Raw genomic sequence first — 14,664 nt, 5'->3', positions numbered from 1 at the left:
AATGGTAACGATTAGACAAGAACAAAAAAATGATTATAGAAAAACAGAAGAAGTCATAAAAGAAGCATTTTTAAAGGAAGAATTTAGTGATAAAACAGAACATGAACTTGTAAAACGTATTAGAGAATGTGACGCGTTTGTTCCAGAGTTATCAATTGTTGCGGTAGATGAAGATATAGTTGGTCACATTATGTTATCGAAAATTACAATAGAACAAGATGGAACTTCTGTAGAATCGTTAGCACTTGCACCAGTTTCAGTTGCTAGGGGTCATCAGAAAAAAGGAATTGGTGGAAACCTGATTGTAGCTGCATTAGAAAAAGCGAAAGAACTTGGATACGGATCAGTTGTAGTATTGGGACATCCAGAGTACTACCCGAAATTTGGTTTTAAGAAAGCAAGTGAGTGGAATATAAAAGCACCGTTTGAAGTGCCTGAAGAGGTATTTATGATAATGGAATTAACAGAAAATTCTCTTCGAGGTGTAGAAGGAATTGTACAATATTCGAGTGCTTTTGCTGAGTAGGAGTAACGGTTAAGAAATGTAATCATAAAAGATGCTATCTTTTTGTATGGATATACAGAAAGATAGCTTTTTTTATTAAGCGGATCTACTGACGTATATTTTGCTCAATGAATAATTGAGGTGGTAAAATTGATATAGAAACGTAAAGGGAGAGAATGAAATGAATAAGCGAGAAACAGATAGCAATGAGAATGCAGTTACGTTATATGTTACAAGACACGGTAAAACAATATTAAATACGAATCATCGCGCGCAAGGTTGGGCTGATTCTCCATTAGTAGAAAAAGGTGTTGAAGTTGCCACAAATTTAGGAACAGGATTAAAAGATATTCATTTTATGAATGCGTATAGTAGTGATAGCGGCCGAGCGATTGAAACTGCTAATTTAGTATTAAAATATAGTGAGCAATCAAAATTAAAACTTGAGCAAAGAAAAGATTTGCGAGAATTAAATTTCGGTATTTTTGAAGGTGAAAAACTTGAGAATATGTGGGATGTGGTTGGAAAAGCTGCAGGCGTTGCATCACCAGAAGAACTTATGAAGTTTTCTATTCAAGAAGTGATTAATCTTATTAGAGTAGCAGATCCTACAAAACAGGCGGAAGATTGGGAATTATTTTCTACTCGTATAAAAGCTGAGATAGATAAAATTAGTGAAGAAGCTGCTGGAAATGGTGGCGGTAACGTTTTAGTTGTCGTTCATGGGCTTTTGATTACTACCTTAATAGAAATGTTAGACAGTAGCAAAACAAAACTTGGGGTGGAAAATGCTAGTGTGACGAAGATTGTATACCAAGATGGAACATATACAGTCGAGTCGGTTGGAGATATGAGTTATGTTGCAAAAGGGAAAGAAAGTGTGGAAATATAATTAAATCTCAAATAGAAATAAGAAAAGGAAGGTAGAGAAATCTAGCTTCCTTTTCATTTTGTGAATTATGGGATTAATAAAATCTTCCCTGTGCTTTTACGGCTCTCTAATAATTCATGAGCAAGAGCACCGTCTTGTAAAGAGAATGTAGTAGGATTTGAAATGTTTAATTTTCCAGTTGCGATCCAATCGAATAATTGAGTAGATCGTTTTTTACGTTCTTCATAAGTGGTAAGAACGTTCCAAAGGTCTCCGCCAGTTAAAGTTTTTGAAGTATCCATAAGCATACGTGGATCAACTGGAGCAGGATTACCACCAGCCATTCCGTAAAATACGACAGTACCGCCAATTTTAGTAGCGTTAAAACTTTCCTCTAATGTAGAACCTACTGATTCATATACAAGATTTACTCCAGTTCCATTAGTCATTTCAAGTACTTTCGTATGCCATTCGTCGTTATATAAAAATACGTGATCGGCACCAGCTAATGTAGCTATCTTTGCTTTTTCTTTTGATGATGTAAGACCAATTACTGTTCCGCCCTGTAGTTTAATCATTTGAATAAGAAGTTGACCGACGCCACCAGCTGCAGCGTGTACTAAAGCTATATCACCTTGTTTTAGTTGATAGCTATCTTGCGTTAAATAATGTGCAGTTAATCCTTGTAATAAGACAGAAGCGGCTGTTTCAAAAGAAATAGAATCTGGTAGTGGGATTACTTTTTCAGATGGAACGGCAACTAGTTCTGCATTTGCAAATGGGACGTCCGCAAATGCAATACGGTCTCCTAGGTTGATAGTAGTAACGTCAGCTCCTACTTTTTCAACAATTCCAGCTCCTTCATAACCTAATACATAAGGCGGATTGCCAGCAAGATGATAATCGCCGCGGCGTCTATAAATATCAGCGAAGTTTAATCCGATTGCTTTCGTGCGGACAAGAATTTCATTTGGACTTATGATTGGATCGTGTATTTCTTTATAGTGTAGAACATTAGCGTCTCCGAATGTTTCGAAACAAAGTGCTTTCATATGGAATACCTCCATTTATATTGTTTATAGATGTTCTTTATCATACAATACAAATATCAATAGACAAAGAGGATTATTTCGATGGAATCAATCGGAAATATCGATTGAAAAGAGGGATGATAAATGGAAATAAAACAGTTAATTACATTTAAAGTAGCGGCACATACTTTGAACTTTACACAAACTGCGAAGAAATTAAACTTTGCTCAATCGAGCGTGACAGCGCAAATTAAAACGTTAGAAGCTGAGCTTGGTACACCGTTATTTGAAAGATTAGGAAAACGTCTTTTCTTAACTGAAGCAGGTAGGAAGTTTCAACTATATGCCGACAAGATGATTGTACTCAGTAACGAAGCGAAAATGGCTGTGAAAGATGATGAAGAAATAGCAGGTACGTTAATAATTGGTGCACAAGAAAGTCAATGTACATACAGACTGCCTTCTATATTAAAGAAGTTTAAAGCACAATTTCCTCAAATAAAACTTATATTTAAACCAGCACACTCCAATAAAGATGCGAAGGAACAATTGATGGAGGGGAAAGTAGATCTTGCATTTATTTTGGACGAATGTAAAACAGAAGATGTTTTACATGTGGAACCACTTATGAAAGAAGAATTAAAAGTAGTAGCTGCTCCTACGCATCGTTTACTTGAACAACCTTCAGTTTCTATAAAAGATTTAGAGAGTGAAACACTTTTACTAACAGAATTAGGCTGCTCGTATCGGACTTTATTTGAAGAGCTATTTCGCGGGGAAGATGTATATCCAGCAAATAAAATTGAATTTGTTAGTGTTGAAGCAATTAAACAATGTGTTATTGCAGATTTAGGTATAGCCGTTTTACCAGCGATAGTAGTAGAAAAAGATATACGGGAAGGGACGTTAAAGGAGTTAATGTTAAACGAAACAATATCTCCAATTTATACACAAATTGCTTGGCATAAAGATAAATGGATGACAGCACCACTGCAGCAATTTATTGATGTAACGAGGGAGTTTTTTGTAACGAATTAAGTGGAGAAATATTTATTTTATATAAAAGAAAAAATGGCAATTTTGTATAAAGAACCGATGCTTGAATATAACAAGTATCGGTTCTTTTATGTTTTAAATATAGAATGCTATAAAATGTGTATTTCTCAACTTTTTTTCTTACAAGGATAAGTAAAATTCTTCGTATATTCCAATAATCATAAGGGAATTTACAACGTTTATTCGTTTCTGTAAGATGCCTCTAGGAAGCGTGAAAGGAGGACTTACATAGCAGTATAGCTTGTCTTTAGTATACGTACTTATTGTGAGGAGGAATTTAAAATGTTTAAAAAGTTAATGAAAGTATGCGTGTTAAGTGCGGCAAGTATAGGTGTATTATTTAGTTTTCAAGGAAGTACATTTGCAGCTACTGATTTAAGTAGTTATTATGACGGGAAAAATCCAGCAACAACGAAAGTATACGGGGGAAGTACGACGTGTGATGCAGATGGATTTAATGCAAAATCTACAGCTGTATATGAAGGTAGTAAAAAAGTAGGGACAGTGTATTTACGTTACAGTAATAAATGTCATGCAGCATGGGCTAAGTTTGTTTTAGATCAACCAGCACCAGCTGTTTCGGGAGGAGTCTACGCGTACGCTGTTGTGAATAAATACAAAAATGGTGTATTCCAAAAATCAGTTACTTCTAATCAGGGGAACGGCACAATAAAAACAGGTCAAACGAGCACTTATACAGGAATGGTATTTGATTTAACTGCTGATTTCGGATACACAGCAGATGCTGAAGCAGTTACGTTTAATAACGGTTACGGGAAAACAGCACGTTATTAATAAAGGAGTGAAATGATATGAAACTTTTAAAAAAGACGAGTGCATGTTTATTGCTATCTTTACTCGTTGTAACTAGTATGTTTAGCACGACTAATAGCGATAAAGCATACGCAGAAGACCATTCATATGATGGGAAAAGTCCTTATTATAACAGCTGTGATCAATCTGCAGTAACGAAAGAAAAGAAGTGGATTGATTCAAATTCTTATGTGGAATTAAAATTTAGCACGACGTGTAAGACAGCGTGGGCAAAAGTTACTGTAACTCGTCCAGCAGTTTATAATAACGAAGCTGATGCAAGGATTGTTAGAAAAACAGATGGAAAGGCATACACTTGTGGAAGTGCTGGAGGAAATGGTGTTGTAAATAAAGGGCAAACATCATGCTATACGCCAATGGTATATGACTTAGATCCAAGAAAGGCGCAAGCGCAGGGGAAACATGCCATTCCGAATAGCGATGCTTATAATTATGCGGAGACAATTTGGTATTAATACGATTATACATGTTTTAAGAGCTGTTATTTGATATAAAAATGAAAGAGCCTTACTGCATTTTATTGTGGTAAGGTTCTTTAAAATTGTTTAATAGATTAAGTACATCCATTTACAAAGGTCTCTATATAATCGCTTTTAAGTATGGCCATAATAATTTCATCTGAGTATGTATCGTTATAAAATAAAGATTGACGTAAGGTTCCTTCTTTTACAAAACCAACTTTTTCATAAGCTTTAATTCCGCGTAAATTATGGCTAAATACTTCTAACTGTAAACGATTTAATGATAGTTGTTCAAAAGCAAAAATTAAAACTATTTTAATAGCTTCAGTTCCATAGCCTTGTCCTGTTAATGCTATTGAAAGCATTGATATTCTGAATCCTGCTCTTTTGTTCTCCTCATCGATATCTAAAATCGACAACTCTCCAATCATCTCGTCAGTACTTTGTAAACAAATAGCGAAATCATAGCGACTTGAATCATTATTTATATGATCTATATGTTTCGTAATTTGCTCCAATGAAAAAGTGGACTTAGTTCCAGTCATATATCTTATTTCATCATCCATTGTACTTTCTAATATAATAGGAGCATCTAGCTGACAAAGAGGCCTTAAATAAATTCTTTCGCTCTCTAATCTCATTATAATTTTCTCCTTTAGTTAGTAATTGAATGTATAAATACTTAAATTTTCTTCAATGAGTTACATAAAAAATATGAATCTTAATTCGATGTTACATGAATTTTATAATGGCATGGTATACCTAAAACAAATAATAAATGTTTTATACACAACAAAATGTATCAACGAGTTTTTTGATCATACTATTATTCTTGCTGCTCATTCCGCTTTTAAATGAACACGAATGTATTAACTAAGGTCTGTATCAGGAGGAGTATATCCAAGGTGCCTAGCCATTGATACAATTTGTCCTTTATGATGAAACTCATGAGTCTCTGTATGAGTTAAAAGCCATAGCGGAGTTGTACTCCAAGGCTCTTTTTGCCACTTTACTTCATTTGCAATATTTTCGAGCCAACGGTCATTGTATTCATCTAAAAAACATTGTACAGTCTCATCTACTAATTTAAATCTAGCACGGACTTTCGCGACATCTGCATGCTCAATTTCGTAATCGCTAGCAAATGAAAAGTCTGCTCTTTTTTGCTTGAATGCGAATGATCCAAGCCAGTATCGATAGCAATCGGCTACATGAATATGTGTCTTTATAATGCTACCGCTCCCGAAATTCGGAACAGTGCTATGTAATTTTTCTAGTGGGATTTCTTCCAAAAACGAAAATAGAGTTTCTCTTGTAGAGCCAATAAGATTATATTGTTGTTTTAAAATATGTAACATGCAAGTACACTCCTCTTTTATTTACATAGTAAGTAATTCTATATTTACGAGGAGTGAACCTTTTTATTATTTTTAATAAGCATATTAGATGTATTTCTTATTTGTTTCTGATAGATTAAACAAGGTGAAACTTTAATAAGTTGAACATTCTTAGTTCATAATAAATTGTACATCAAGAAGGGGAACGATAACATGAATAGACTAGTGGGTTTAAAACAATTTGAAATAACGCGCGGGGCGTTACTTAAATTTATGGAAACGTTAGATGATAAAACTGCGGATACGCAGCCAGAGGGTTTTAACAATACAATTCGTTGGCATATCGGTCACGTGTTAACAGCAGCAGAAGTTTTCATGTTTGGAAAAGAATTCAAACAATTACCAACTGAATATCCAGGTATGTTTGGGTATGGATCACGACCATCTAAATGGAAAACAGAAGGACCATCGTTAGAAATGTTAACGGCTCAATTAAAAGAACAAGCAAAACGTATTAACGAAATTCCAGCAGAAGCATTTGAAAATAAACTGCCAGAGCCATTCCTAGGATTGGAAACAGTAGGGGAGCTTTACGGTATGATGCTTTATCATGAAGCTGATCATATTGGGCAAATGAAAGCGATGGAACGTATTATTAAAGCTCTTTAGTCTTAATTGCATATAACAAGCAATACAGGTGTAATGTTAAATAATATATACAAAAAAGGTAGATAAATTATTATCTACCTTTTTTGTATAACTTCTTGAAGGATTAGGGATTATCATCGTGATGCTGATGAAGAAGGATAAGAGAATTTTATAATTTTTATGTTGTGATTATTAATTATAGTATTCCTAAATATGGAATATACGTATAATGATAGAGAAGAACTAGAAATAGGGGTGAATACTATGATTACATTAGAGCAAAAGTTGGAGCAATATAAACATACATATGTACAGTTAAAGGGAGAACTAAAATGGAAAACGAGTGATTCTCGAACAGGAATGATGATTGCTGCTATGTATGCAGGTAGTGATAAATTGTTTGATCTCGGACGTTTTTTAGAAATTAGTAGTTATATTAAGAATCAGGTAGGGATGTTTTCATACTTAAAGTCTTATCATCGTTTTGTAGTGGCCGCAACATTAGATATTCACTTTACAGATTACAAGGAAGCTTTTCGGACGTTTTTAGATTTATATGAACAATTGGTCACTGGTGGCTTTAGCCGGAGTATATTTACTTATCTCGCAGCAGCTGTGCTTTTAACAGAAGAAAATGAACAGCATGGCACACATATTCAGCGTTCGATGCAAGTATATAAACGCATGAAAAAGGATCACCTCTTTCTTACAAGTACAAATGATTATCCGCTCGCAGTTTTATTAGCAGGACAATCAGAGCATGTAGAAACACTTATGGACCGAGTGGAACGTCTTTATCAGAAACTAGCGACAGCTGGTTTGCGTAAAGGGAATGATCTTCAATTTTTGAGTCATATTCTTTCACTAAAGAAGGATGTCAGGGAAGAACTATTAGTTGCAAAATGCACAAATATATGGAATTTGTTAAAGCAAGAAAAGGTAAAAGTAAAACAGATGCATTACCCAGCTATCGGGCTACTAGCGTTACTCGAGGATGGAGAAAAAGAGATTCATTCTATTCGAGCATTTATTGAAAAATTGCAGGGGGATAAATTGTTCCGTTGGCATACAGATACAAATATTCTTATTGCTATTCAATTGTTCGTAAGTCAGAAAGGTGAGGAAAGTAAAGCTACCAACACAGGTTTACAAACTATGATAGAAGTCCTCATACAAGCACAACAGGCAGCCATGATGGCAACGATTGCCGCTTCATCTGTAGCAACATCTTCTGCTAGTAGCAGTTCATAATGTGTAATTGCTTATGCTCTTGTAAATTATAACTCCTTTGATAAGGTCGGTTTAAAAAATATTACTAAAAAAAGCCCATCACTCTCTAATGAGTGATGGGCTAACTGTTTTTACATAATCAGCATTATCTTTTTGATTCCTTCAAATGTTTGAGCTGCGTGACAATCATAATGCTAATAACAACGAGTAAAAACCATGAACTAATTTTGCTTAAGTGAACGAGACTCCATGCTTCCCGTTGATTTGGATATTGCCATGCTCCGAAAAATGTTGCGATGTTCTCTGCAATCCAAATGAAAAATCCGATAAGGAAAAAGGAGAGAACGAGTGGCATTTTATATGTAACGCCTCGTAATGAAAATTCTACAAATGTCCGAAAGAAAACGATGAATAAAAGTACAGTTAATACCCATCTAAAGTCATATAGAAAATGATGTGTAAAAAAATTAAAGTAAATCATTGCTCCTAGAGGTATTGCCAAAATAGCTTTTGGCCAATGATGCATTTGCAAATGCAATCTTCTCCACGCCTGGCATATGTAACTTGCAACACTTGCATACATAAAGCCACTATAAAGCGGAACTCCAAAAACTTTTGAATATGCCTCTTCCGGATAACTCCATGAACCGAAATGTACTTTATATATTTCTAGCAAGAGTCCGATGAGGTGGAAGACAGTAATTACTTTTAATTCATCTTTCGTCTCAAGTCCAGTCTTGTACATGATCCACTGCATAAGAAGACATACGATGAGTATGAAATCATATCGGTACAACCCTGAAATCGAAATGATTTTTGAAAGGGCTAGTGTTAAGAAAATAACGACTGGGAATAAGCAGGATAATGCTTGTTCATAAGTAAAATAGAGTAGTTGTTTTATATATAACATTGCATCACCTTGGATATTTTTATTTGAAAACTCAAAATAATGATTAAGTATACTACACTTTTAAAAATAAGCTAGTAGTCTATTTTGCATGTATTTGTAAGTTTTAGAAGGGAATTGTAATGAGTATTTTAATATTGTAGAAAAGTGAAAAAATAGTTTGCTATTTAAAAAAAGTGGGGATATAATATCTAAATGAAAATGATAATTATTATCAATAATAATTATAAATAAAAAATAATTACAAAAAACAACTGAATATAAAGGATGAAATGAAACATGTTACATAAGTCTACTGTACATGCTGGTAATAACCGCTGGATACATATTAAGTTCATATGTTTCATGAGCTTAACAATTTTATGTTTAATTGGATCTATATTTTTAGCCATTTCATTTGGTGCAAAGGATATTCATTTACAAACGGTGTGGACTGCGGTTTTGGATTACAATCCGAAATTAACGCAGCACCAAATTATTTATGAATTAAGGCTCCCGAGAGTAATTGGAGCAGCAGTTGTAGGGGCAGCTTTTGCGGTCGCTGGAGCGGTTATGCAAGGAGTAACACGAAATCCTTTAGCTGATGCAGGTGTACTTGGCATAAATGCAGGAGCGATGTTTGTAGTAGCACTTAGTTTTTCTTTTTTTCCGCATATGCCGTATTCCTATTTAATGATTGTTTCCTTTATTGGAGCAGTCTTAAGTACAGTACTTATTTTTGTTATTGGATCAGCAACATCAGGTGGGTTAACACCAATGAGGTTAACGATTGCTGGAGCTGTTATGGCAGCGCTTTTACATTCATTAAGTTCAGGTGTTGCGATTTATTATGATTTAAGCCAAGATTTAGCGTTTTGGTATGCTGGTGGTGTTGCAGGGGTTAAGTGGGAACACTTGAAATTTTTAGTCCCTATTATTCTTATAACGATTATTTTTGCAATAGTGTTAGGGAGATCTATTTCACTCATATCAATGGGGGATGATGTTGCTACAAATTTAGGAGTGAAAACGAACCGAACGAGAATACTAGGGATGATTATAGTAGTTATTCTAGCAGGTGTTTCTGTTTCAGCTGTTGGTTCTATTGGATTTGTAGGACTAGTTATCCCGCACATTGCTAGAAAATTAGTTGGTGTGAATTATAGACTCATTATTCCTATGTCAGCATTATTAGGAGCTATGTTATTAGTTGTAGCTGACCTAGGAGCTAGAACAGTAAATCCTCCTAAGGAACTTGCGATAGGGATTATGGTAGCTCTTGTTGGAGTTCCGTTCTTCCTCTATATAGCACGTAAAGTTGGGAGGGAGTTATAAGTGAAAGATCTTTTTAACACGGATAAAAAGAGAGCTATTACTGTAACTACAATATTCGGATGTGTAAGTATCGCTGTAATTTTAATCAGTCTAAATACAGGGACACTGAGTATAGAGCCACTTAAAGTAATTCAAACACTTTTTGGTTATGGTGATTTTGAGAGCGCAACCGTGCTATATGATTATCGTATGCCAAGAATTATAATCACAATGTTAGCTGGTATTGGCCTTGGGATTTCCGGTGCGATTTTGCAAGGATTATCCCGTAATGCACTTGCAGACCCTGGTATTCTTGGACTGCATTCAGGTGCATCTTTCGGGCTAATTATATTCGTTACATTCTTTCATTCTATTAATGAAAGTGCATCCATTTTAATACCGTTATTTACATTTGGCGGAGGAGTATTAGCTGCATTTCTTATTATTTTACTTGCGAGTGATCGGTCAAAAGGTTTACTTCCCATTAGACTTATTCTCGTTGGTATTGCAGTTTCAGCTGGTTTTAGTGCAATTTCGTTATTTTTCTCTCTCAAGTTAAATGATGAGACGTATACATTCGCTTCTAGATGGCTAGTTGGTAACGTGTGGGGAAGGGATTGGATTCATGTCCTTGCATTATTACCTTGGATTTTCATACTAACCCCTTATGCGTGGCTAAAATCTAAAACGTTAAATGCATTGTCACTAGGTGATAGTGTAGCGGCAGGACTTGGTGTTTCTGTTCAAAAAGAACGGTTATTACTTTTAGCTACAGCGGTTGGATTATCTTGCGCAAGTGTATCGATGGCAGGAGGGATTGGTTTTATCGGTTTAGTTGCTCCGCATATCGCAAGGAAGTTAGTAGGTACTACATATCAACACTTTCTTCCTTTAGCTGGCATTATCGGAATGATTATTTTAGTGCTAGCAGATACGATAGGTCGTTCTATATTTGAGCCAAACTCCATTCCAGCTGGTGTAGTAGTGGCAGCTTTAGGAGCACCGTATTTTCTTTATTTACTTACAAAAACAAAATAAATACTTCAAAGAGGAGAACATATGAAAAAGAAACTTACTATTTTATTTAGCATGATGTGTATTTTAGTATTAGCAGCATGTGGTCAAACGAAAGCTAATGAAGAGGCAACGAAAAAAACGGAAAAAAGTAATGACCCAAAAATTGCTTCAATGTCTATTCATTTAACGAATGATTTACTTGCATTAGGAATTACACCAGTAGGTTCTGTTATTGGTGGAGATTTAAAAGATTTCTTACCGCACGCTAAAGAGAAGTTGAAAGATACGAAGAAGCTTGGTGTTGTAACAGATCCGAATATGGAAGCGTTACTTCAATTAAAGCCAACGGACATTTATGTTGATGAAAAATATGCTGGTAAAGATGTAGCGAAATACGAAAAAATTGCAAAAACACATTCTTTCAATTTAGATGAAGGTACGTGGAGAGATCATTTAAAACAAGTTGGTAAACTTGTAAACCGTGAGAAAGAAGCAGATAAATATATTCAAGATTACGAAGAGCAATCAAAACGAGTAAAAAGTTTAATAGATAAAGAGCTAGGTAATAACGAAAAAGTAATGGCAATTCGCGTTACTGCAAAAGAATTACGTGTATTTAGTACAAAAAGACCGATGGGACCAATTTTATTCCAAGACTTAGGATTACAACCTGCAAATGGTGTAGAGAAAATTGATGGAAACCGTCCTTTCGAAGTCATTTCACAAGAAGTATTACCTGACTTTGATGCAGATGCTATTTTCGTTGTCGTTAACAGAGATGATAAAGCGAAAGCTGCATTTAAACAACTTCAAGAAACACCAATTTGGAAAGACTTAAAAGCTGTTAAAGGTAAGCACGTATACATTATTAGTGACCAACCATGGCTTGACTATTCTGCTTTAGGTAACAAAATGGCAATGGATGAAGCGGAGAAAATGTTTACGAAATAATATAGTTTCGCTATTAGGAAAGGCCCTCTAAATTTGGAGGGCTTTTTATTATTGTTAGAATAAACGAAAAATTATACAATGAAGTTAATTTCGTGTAGAGGAGATGTGCCAATGTCAGCGCTTATTGTAAGTATCCCGTGTATAAAGCAGTTTATAGAATAAGGGGATAAATAGGCTAATAATTATCCCTGTTATTAAAAAAGGGGGAGTTTGAAATGACAATGAATCTTTTCCAAAATAAAACGATTAAATTATCAGCTATTAGAGAAGCAGATGCTGAAGTAATGGCTATGTGGCAAGAAGATAGTGAGTATTTAAGGAATGTTGATACAGATGTAGCATTCCCGCAATCTTTAAATGAAATAGCAAGTGATGGGTTATTAAAGGGACGGAGATCGAATAGTATATCTTTCATGCTAAGAACAGTTCAAGATGATCGCTTAATTGGTTTTGTTGCAATTCATGGCATAGAGTGGAATAACAGAACAGGTTTATTAGCCATTGGTATAGGAGATGTAAATGATAGGGGAAAAGGATATGGGAAAGAAGCAATACATCTTATTCTAAAGTATGCTTTCTATGAATTGAATTTACACCGCATCGGTCTCGATGTTATTTCGTATAATAAATCTGCCATTGCATTGTATAAAAAGATGGGTTTTCAAATGGAAGGCTGTATGAGAGAAGCGGTTCAAAGAGACCGGAAGTGTTTTGACCGTATAATTATGGGGATATTGCGGGATGAATGGATAGAGCTGCAAGGTTAGAAAGTACATTCGAAATTATATATGTAGTATGCAGGAGATATAATGATAATTGGCGAAAATTTACAGTGAACTGATTGAATTTATAAGGAGTTATGTAAAATGAATTTAGAAAAAGCAAAACCAGTAAATGAAGAGGTCGCTGAATTAAAGGAACTAATTAAAGAGTTACACGGAAGTGTACATCAACTGCAAAGCGAAGTGCAGCAACTAAGGCACGAAAGACCAGTTGTTGAAGTGAGAAAAGGTGTTCAATTATCACCAACAATTGTCGGACAAATTGGTGGTATGATTTTAGGTGGGTTAGCAATTATCGGTATATTTTGGTGATGAAAAAAGGTTTGCAGCACGATGCTGCAAACCTTTTGGATTTGACGATATAATTTCATGCAATACAACTTTTACATTAAATAACGTAAATATATATAAGCATGTGATAACAAGAGTGCAACAATAGTTAATGGTAAACCAATTTTTAAGAAGTCCATATAAGAGAAAGCATGTCCTTCACGTTTTGCAATACCAGCAACGACTACGTTTGCAGATGCTCCGATTAGCGTTCCATTTCCTCCTAAGCAAGCTCCAAGAGATAACGCCCACCATAGTACTTCGATTTGCGGAGAATCGACAGATAGTCCGAGTCCTGTAGCTAAGTCTTGAATAAGAGGAATCATCGTAGCGACAAATGGGATGTTGTCGATTGTCGCAGATGCGATGCCAGATACCCATAAAATAAGTATAGCTGCGAATCCGATGTCACCGTTTGTTACGCCGATTACTTCTTTTGCAAGTGAAGAGATAAGTCCGATATCAATTAACCCGCCAACGAGAACAAATAGTCCGGCGAAGAAGAAAATGGTTACCCATTCAACGTGGGCAAATACATCTTCAATATCATGTTCTTTCACGCCGATTAACATAAGAAGTGTAGCGCCTGTCATCGCGATAACAGCAGCGTCTACATGAATAATCGAATGAAGTACGAAGCCTAAAATAGTTAGTCCTAAAATCGAAATAGATTTTAAAAGGAGGCTTTGATCTTTAATGTAATCTTTTTCGTTTAATGCCATTAGTTTTTCGATTTGTTCAGGTGTTGTTTTTAGTTTGTTACGATACATAAAGTAAATAATGCCAAGTGTCACGATAGAAATAATAATTACGATTGGAGCTAAGTTAAGTAAAAAGGCGTTAAAGTCTAAATGCTTGTTTGCTGATCCAATCATAATATTAGGTGGATCACCGATTAATGTTGCTGTTCCGCCTATATTTGAAAACAGCACTTCTGAAATCAAATAAGGCACAGGATTTACTTTTAAAATACGTGTAATGGATAATGTAACAGGAACGATTAATAAAACAGTCGTTACATTGTCCAAAAATGCTGATCCGACAGCAGTTAATAGGGATAGTAATAATAAAATGCGAATCGGTTTTCCGCCAGCTGCTTTTGCCGCTTTAATGGCCACAAATTCAAAGACGCCTGATTGACTCGTAATATGTACGAGAATCATCATCCCAATTAAAAGGGTAATCGTTTCCCATTGAATATGTGATGTGAAAGCAGTATGTAAATCTACAACTCCAAAAATAATCATAATAGCAGCACCGAATAGTGCGATTACAGCACGATTCAATTTCTCAGAAATAATAAATCCGTACGTGATTAAAAATACGGCAATTGCAAAATAATATTGCCAATTTGCTACTTCATGTGCTGATTGTTCCAATCATGTCACCTTCTTTAAATTATGTATTCAAT

The 14,664-nt window shown here is 35.0% G+C and carries 17 protein-coding genes; 12 read left to right on the top strand and 5 right to left on the bottom strand.

What is annotated here, in order from left to right:
- Position 1: 1 nt before the first annotated feature.
- Positions 2–526, top strand: coding sequence for a GNAT family N-acetyltransferase (locus tag ACS2FK_RS20420; RefSeq protein ID WP_000256462.1), 525 nt, complete (start codon positions 2–4; stop codon positions 524–526).
- Between the two features lie 160 nt (positions 527–686).
- A complete protein-coding gene (locus ACS2FK_RS20415; RefSeq protein WP_001042044.1) occupies positions 687–1,397 on the top strand; it encodes a histidine phosphatase family protein in 711 nt (236 codons plus the stop codon).
- Positions 1,398–1,462: 65 nt separating this feature from the next.
- Here ACS2FK_RS20415 and ACS2FK_RS20410 read toward each other — a convergent pair whose 3' ends face one another.
- The gene (locus ACS2FK_RS20410) at positions 1,463–2,428 is read right to left on the bottom strand and encodes a quinone oxidoreductase family protein (protein ID WP_063548188.1); all 966 of its coding nucleotides are present in this window, start codon (positions 2,426–2,428) and stop codon (positions 1,463–1,465) included.
- A 123-nt stretch (positions 2,429–2,551) separates the two neighbouring features.
- Between ACS2FK_RS20410 and ACS2FK_RS20405 the strand changes: the two genes are divergently transcribed.
- The 3 genes from ACS2FK_RS20405 (at position 2,552) to ACS2FK_RS20395 (ending at position 4,752) form a co-directional block, all read left to right on the top strand.
- Positions 2,552–3,445 carry a LysR family transcriptional regulator gene (locus tag ACS2FK_RS20405; protein ID WP_063548186.1) on the top strand — a complete coding sequence of 298 codons (894 nt, stop codon included), beginning with the start codon at positions 2,552–2,554 and terminating at the stop codon, positions 3,443–3,445.
- Positions 3,446–3,745: 300 nt separating this feature from the next.
- On the top strand, positions 3,746–4,258 hold the full coding sequence (locus ACS2FK_RS20400) for a YjfA family protein (RefSeq protein WP_000473732.1): 513 nt from the start codon (positions 3,746–3,748) through the stop codon (positions 4,256–4,258).
- Positions 4,259–4,275: 17 nt separating this feature from the next.
- The gene (locus ACS2FK_RS20395; RefSeq protein WP_063548184.1) at positions 4,276–4,752 is read left to right on the top strand and encodes a DUF2690 domain-containing protein; all 477 of its coding nucleotides are present in this window, start codon (positions 4,276–4,278) and stop codon (positions 4,750–4,752) included.
- A 98-nt stretch (positions 4,753–4,850) separates the two neighbouring features.
- On the opposite strand, the gene ACS2FK_RS20390 is transcribed toward ACS2FK_RS20395, so the two are convergent.
- Both ACS2FK_RS20390 and ACS2FK_RS20385 read right to left on the bottom strand, forming a co-directional pair.
- Positions 4,851–5,399 carry a GNAT family N-acetyltransferase gene (locus ACS2FK_RS20390; RefSeq protein ID WP_063548182.1) on the bottom strand — a complete coding sequence of 183 codons (549 nt, stop codon included), beginning with the start codon at positions 5,397–5,399 and terminating at the stop codon, positions 4,851–4,853.
- Between the two features lie 228 nt (positions 5,400–5,627).
- Positions 5,628–6,116: a DinB family protein gene (locus tag ACS2FK_RS20385; protein WP_063548180.1), complete on the bottom strand. Its 489-nt coding sequence runs from the start codon at positions 6,114–6,116 to the stop codon at positions 5,628–5,630.
- Between the two features lie 192 nt (positions 6,117–6,308).
- Between ACS2FK_RS20385 and ACS2FK_RS20380 the strand changes: the two genes are divergently transcribed.
- Positions 6,309–6,764, top strand: coding sequence for a DinB family protein (locus tag ACS2FK_RS20380; protein WP_061666704.1), 456 nt, complete (start codon positions 6,309–6,311; stop codon positions 6,762–6,764).
- Positions 6,765–6,956: 192 nt separating this feature from the next.
- Positions 6,957–7,994: a DUF4003 domain-containing protein gene (locus tag ACS2FK_RS20375; protein ID WP_140157188.1), complete on the top strand. Its 1,038-nt coding sequence runs from the start codon at positions 6,957–6,959 to the stop codon at positions 7,992–7,994.
- Positions 7,995–8,118: 124 nt separating this feature from the next.
- Here ACS2FK_RS20375 and ACS2FK_RS20370 read toward each other — a convergent pair whose 3' ends face one another.
- The gene (locus tag ACS2FK_RS20370) at positions 8,119–8,883 is read right to left on the bottom strand and encodes a DUF817 domain-containing protein (protein ID WP_063548176.1); all 765 of its coding nucleotides are present in this window, start codon (positions 8,881–8,883) and stop codon (positions 8,119–8,121) included.
- Positions 8,884–9,159: 276 nt separating this feature from the next.
- Here ACS2FK_RS20370 and ACS2FK_RS20365 point away from each other — a divergent pair, with 276 nt between their 5' ends.
- The 5 genes from ACS2FK_RS20365 to ACS2FK_RS20345 all read left to right on the top strand — a co-directional run bounded on the left by ACS2FK_RS20365 (position 9,160) and on the right by ACS2FK_RS20345 (position 13,235).
- A complete protein-coding gene (locus ACS2FK_RS20365; protein ID WP_063548174.1) occupies positions 9,160–10,194 on the top strand; it encodes a FecCD family ABC transporter permease in 1,035 nt (344 codons plus the stop codon).
- Positions 10,195–11,211 carry a FecCD family ABC transporter permease gene (locus ACS2FK_RS20360; protein ID WP_063548172.1) on the top strand — a complete coding sequence of 339 codons (1,017 nt, stop codon included), beginning with the start codon at positions 10,195–10,197 and terminating at the stop codon, positions 11,209–11,211. It begins immediately after the preceding gene.
- A gap of 21 nt (positions 11,212–11,232) precedes the next feature.
- Positions 11,233–12,141, top strand: coding sequence for an iron-hydroxamate ABC transporter substrate-binding protein (locus tag ACS2FK_RS20355; protein ID WP_063548170.1), 909 nt, complete (start codon positions 11,233–11,235; stop codon positions 12,139–12,141).
- Between the two features lie 215 nt (positions 12,142–12,356).
- Positions 12,357–12,908, top strand: a complete 552-nt coding sequence (locus ACS2FK_RS20350; protein WP_063548168.1) for a GNAT family N-acetyltransferase — start codon at positions 12,357–12,359, stop codon at positions 12,906–12,908.
- A 99-nt stretch (positions 12,909–13,007) separates the two neighbouring features.
- Entirely contained in the window at positions 13,008–13,235 is a 228-nt protein-coding gene (locus ACS2FK_RS20345; protein WP_001047304.1) for a hypothetical protein, read from the top strand.
- Between the two features lie 71 nt (positions 13,236–13,306).
- Here the strand turns inward: ACS2FK_RS20345 and ACS2FK_RS20340 are convergent, their stop codons facing one another.
- Positions 13,307–14,632, bottom strand: coding sequence for an ArsB/NhaD family transporter (locus tag ACS2FK_RS20340; RefSeq protein WP_000437988.1), 1,326 nt, complete (start codon positions 14,630–14,632; stop codon positions 13,307–13,309).
- Positions 14,633–14,664: the final 32 nt, after the last annotated feature.

It is taken from the genome of Bacillus cereus group sp. BceL220, assembly GCF_051776965.1.
Lineage (GTDB): Bacteria > Bacillota > Bacilli > Bacillales > Bacillaceae_G > Bacillus_A > Bacillus_A cereus.
This window is presented reverse-complemented; position numbering and strand designations above follow the sequence as displayed.

Bases quoted from the DNA above. Each gene is read 5' to 3' on its own strand.
- ACS2FK_RS20365 (WP_063548174.1), top strand. From the start codon at position 9,160: ATGTTACATAAGTCTACTGTACATGCTGGTAATAACCGCTGGATACAT.
- ACS2FK_RS20370 (WP_063548176.1), bottom strand. From the start codon at position 8,883: ATGTTATATATAAAACAACTACTCTATTTTACTTATGAACAAGCATTA.
- ACS2FK_RS20375 (WP_140157188.1), top strand. From the start codon at position 6,957: ATGGAATATACGTATAATGATAGAGAAGAACTAGAAATAGGGGTGAAT.
- ACS2FK_RS20390 (WP_063548182.1), bottom strand. From the start codon at position 5,399: ATGAGATTAGAGAGCGAAAGAATTTATTTAAGGCCTCTTTGTCAGCTA.
- ACS2FK_RS20405 (WP_063548186.1), top strand. From the start codon at position 2,552: ATGGAAATAAAACAGTTAATTACATTTAAAGTAGCGGCACATACTTTG.
- ACS2FK_RS20350 (WP_063548168.1), top strand. From the start codon at position 12,357: ATGACAATGAATCTTTTCCAAAATAAAACGATTAAATTATCAGCTATT.
- ACS2FK_RS20410 (WP_063548188.1), bottom strand. From the start codon at position 2,428: ATGAAAGCACTTTGTTTCGAAACATTCGGAGACGCTAATGTTCTACAC.
- ACS2FK_RS20385 (WP_063548180.1), bottom strand. From the start codon at position 6,116: ATGTTACATATTTTAAAACAACAATATAATCTTATTGGCTCTACAAGA.
- ACS2FK_RS20400 (WP_000473732.1), top strand. From the start codon at position 3,746: ATGTTTAAAAAGTTAATGAAAGTATGCGTGTTAAGTGCGGCAAGTATA.
- ACS2FK_RS20395 (WP_063548184.1), top strand. From the start codon at position 4,276: ATGAAACTTTTAAAAAAGACGAGTGCATGTTTATTGCTATCTTTACTC.
- ACS2FK_RS20420 (WP_000256462.1), top strand. From the start codon at position 2: ATGGTAACGATTAGACAAGAACAAAAAAATGATTATAGAAAAACAGAA.
- ACS2FK_RS20345 (WP_001047304.1), top strand. From the start codon at position 13,008: ATGAATTTAGAAAAAGCAAAACCAGTAAATGAAGAGGTCGCTGAATTA.
- ACS2FK_RS20355 (WP_063548170.1), top strand. From the start codon at position 11,233: ATGAAAAAGAAACTTACTATTTTATTTAGCATGATGTGTATTTTAGTA.
- ACS2FK_RS20415 (WP_001042044.1), top strand. From the start codon at position 687: ATGAATAAGCGAGAAACAGATAGCAATGAGAATGCAGTTACGTTATAT.
- ACS2FK_RS20380 (WP_061666704.1), top strand. From the start codon at position 6,309: ATGAATAGACTAGTGGGTTTAAAACAATTTGAAATAACGCGCGGGGCG.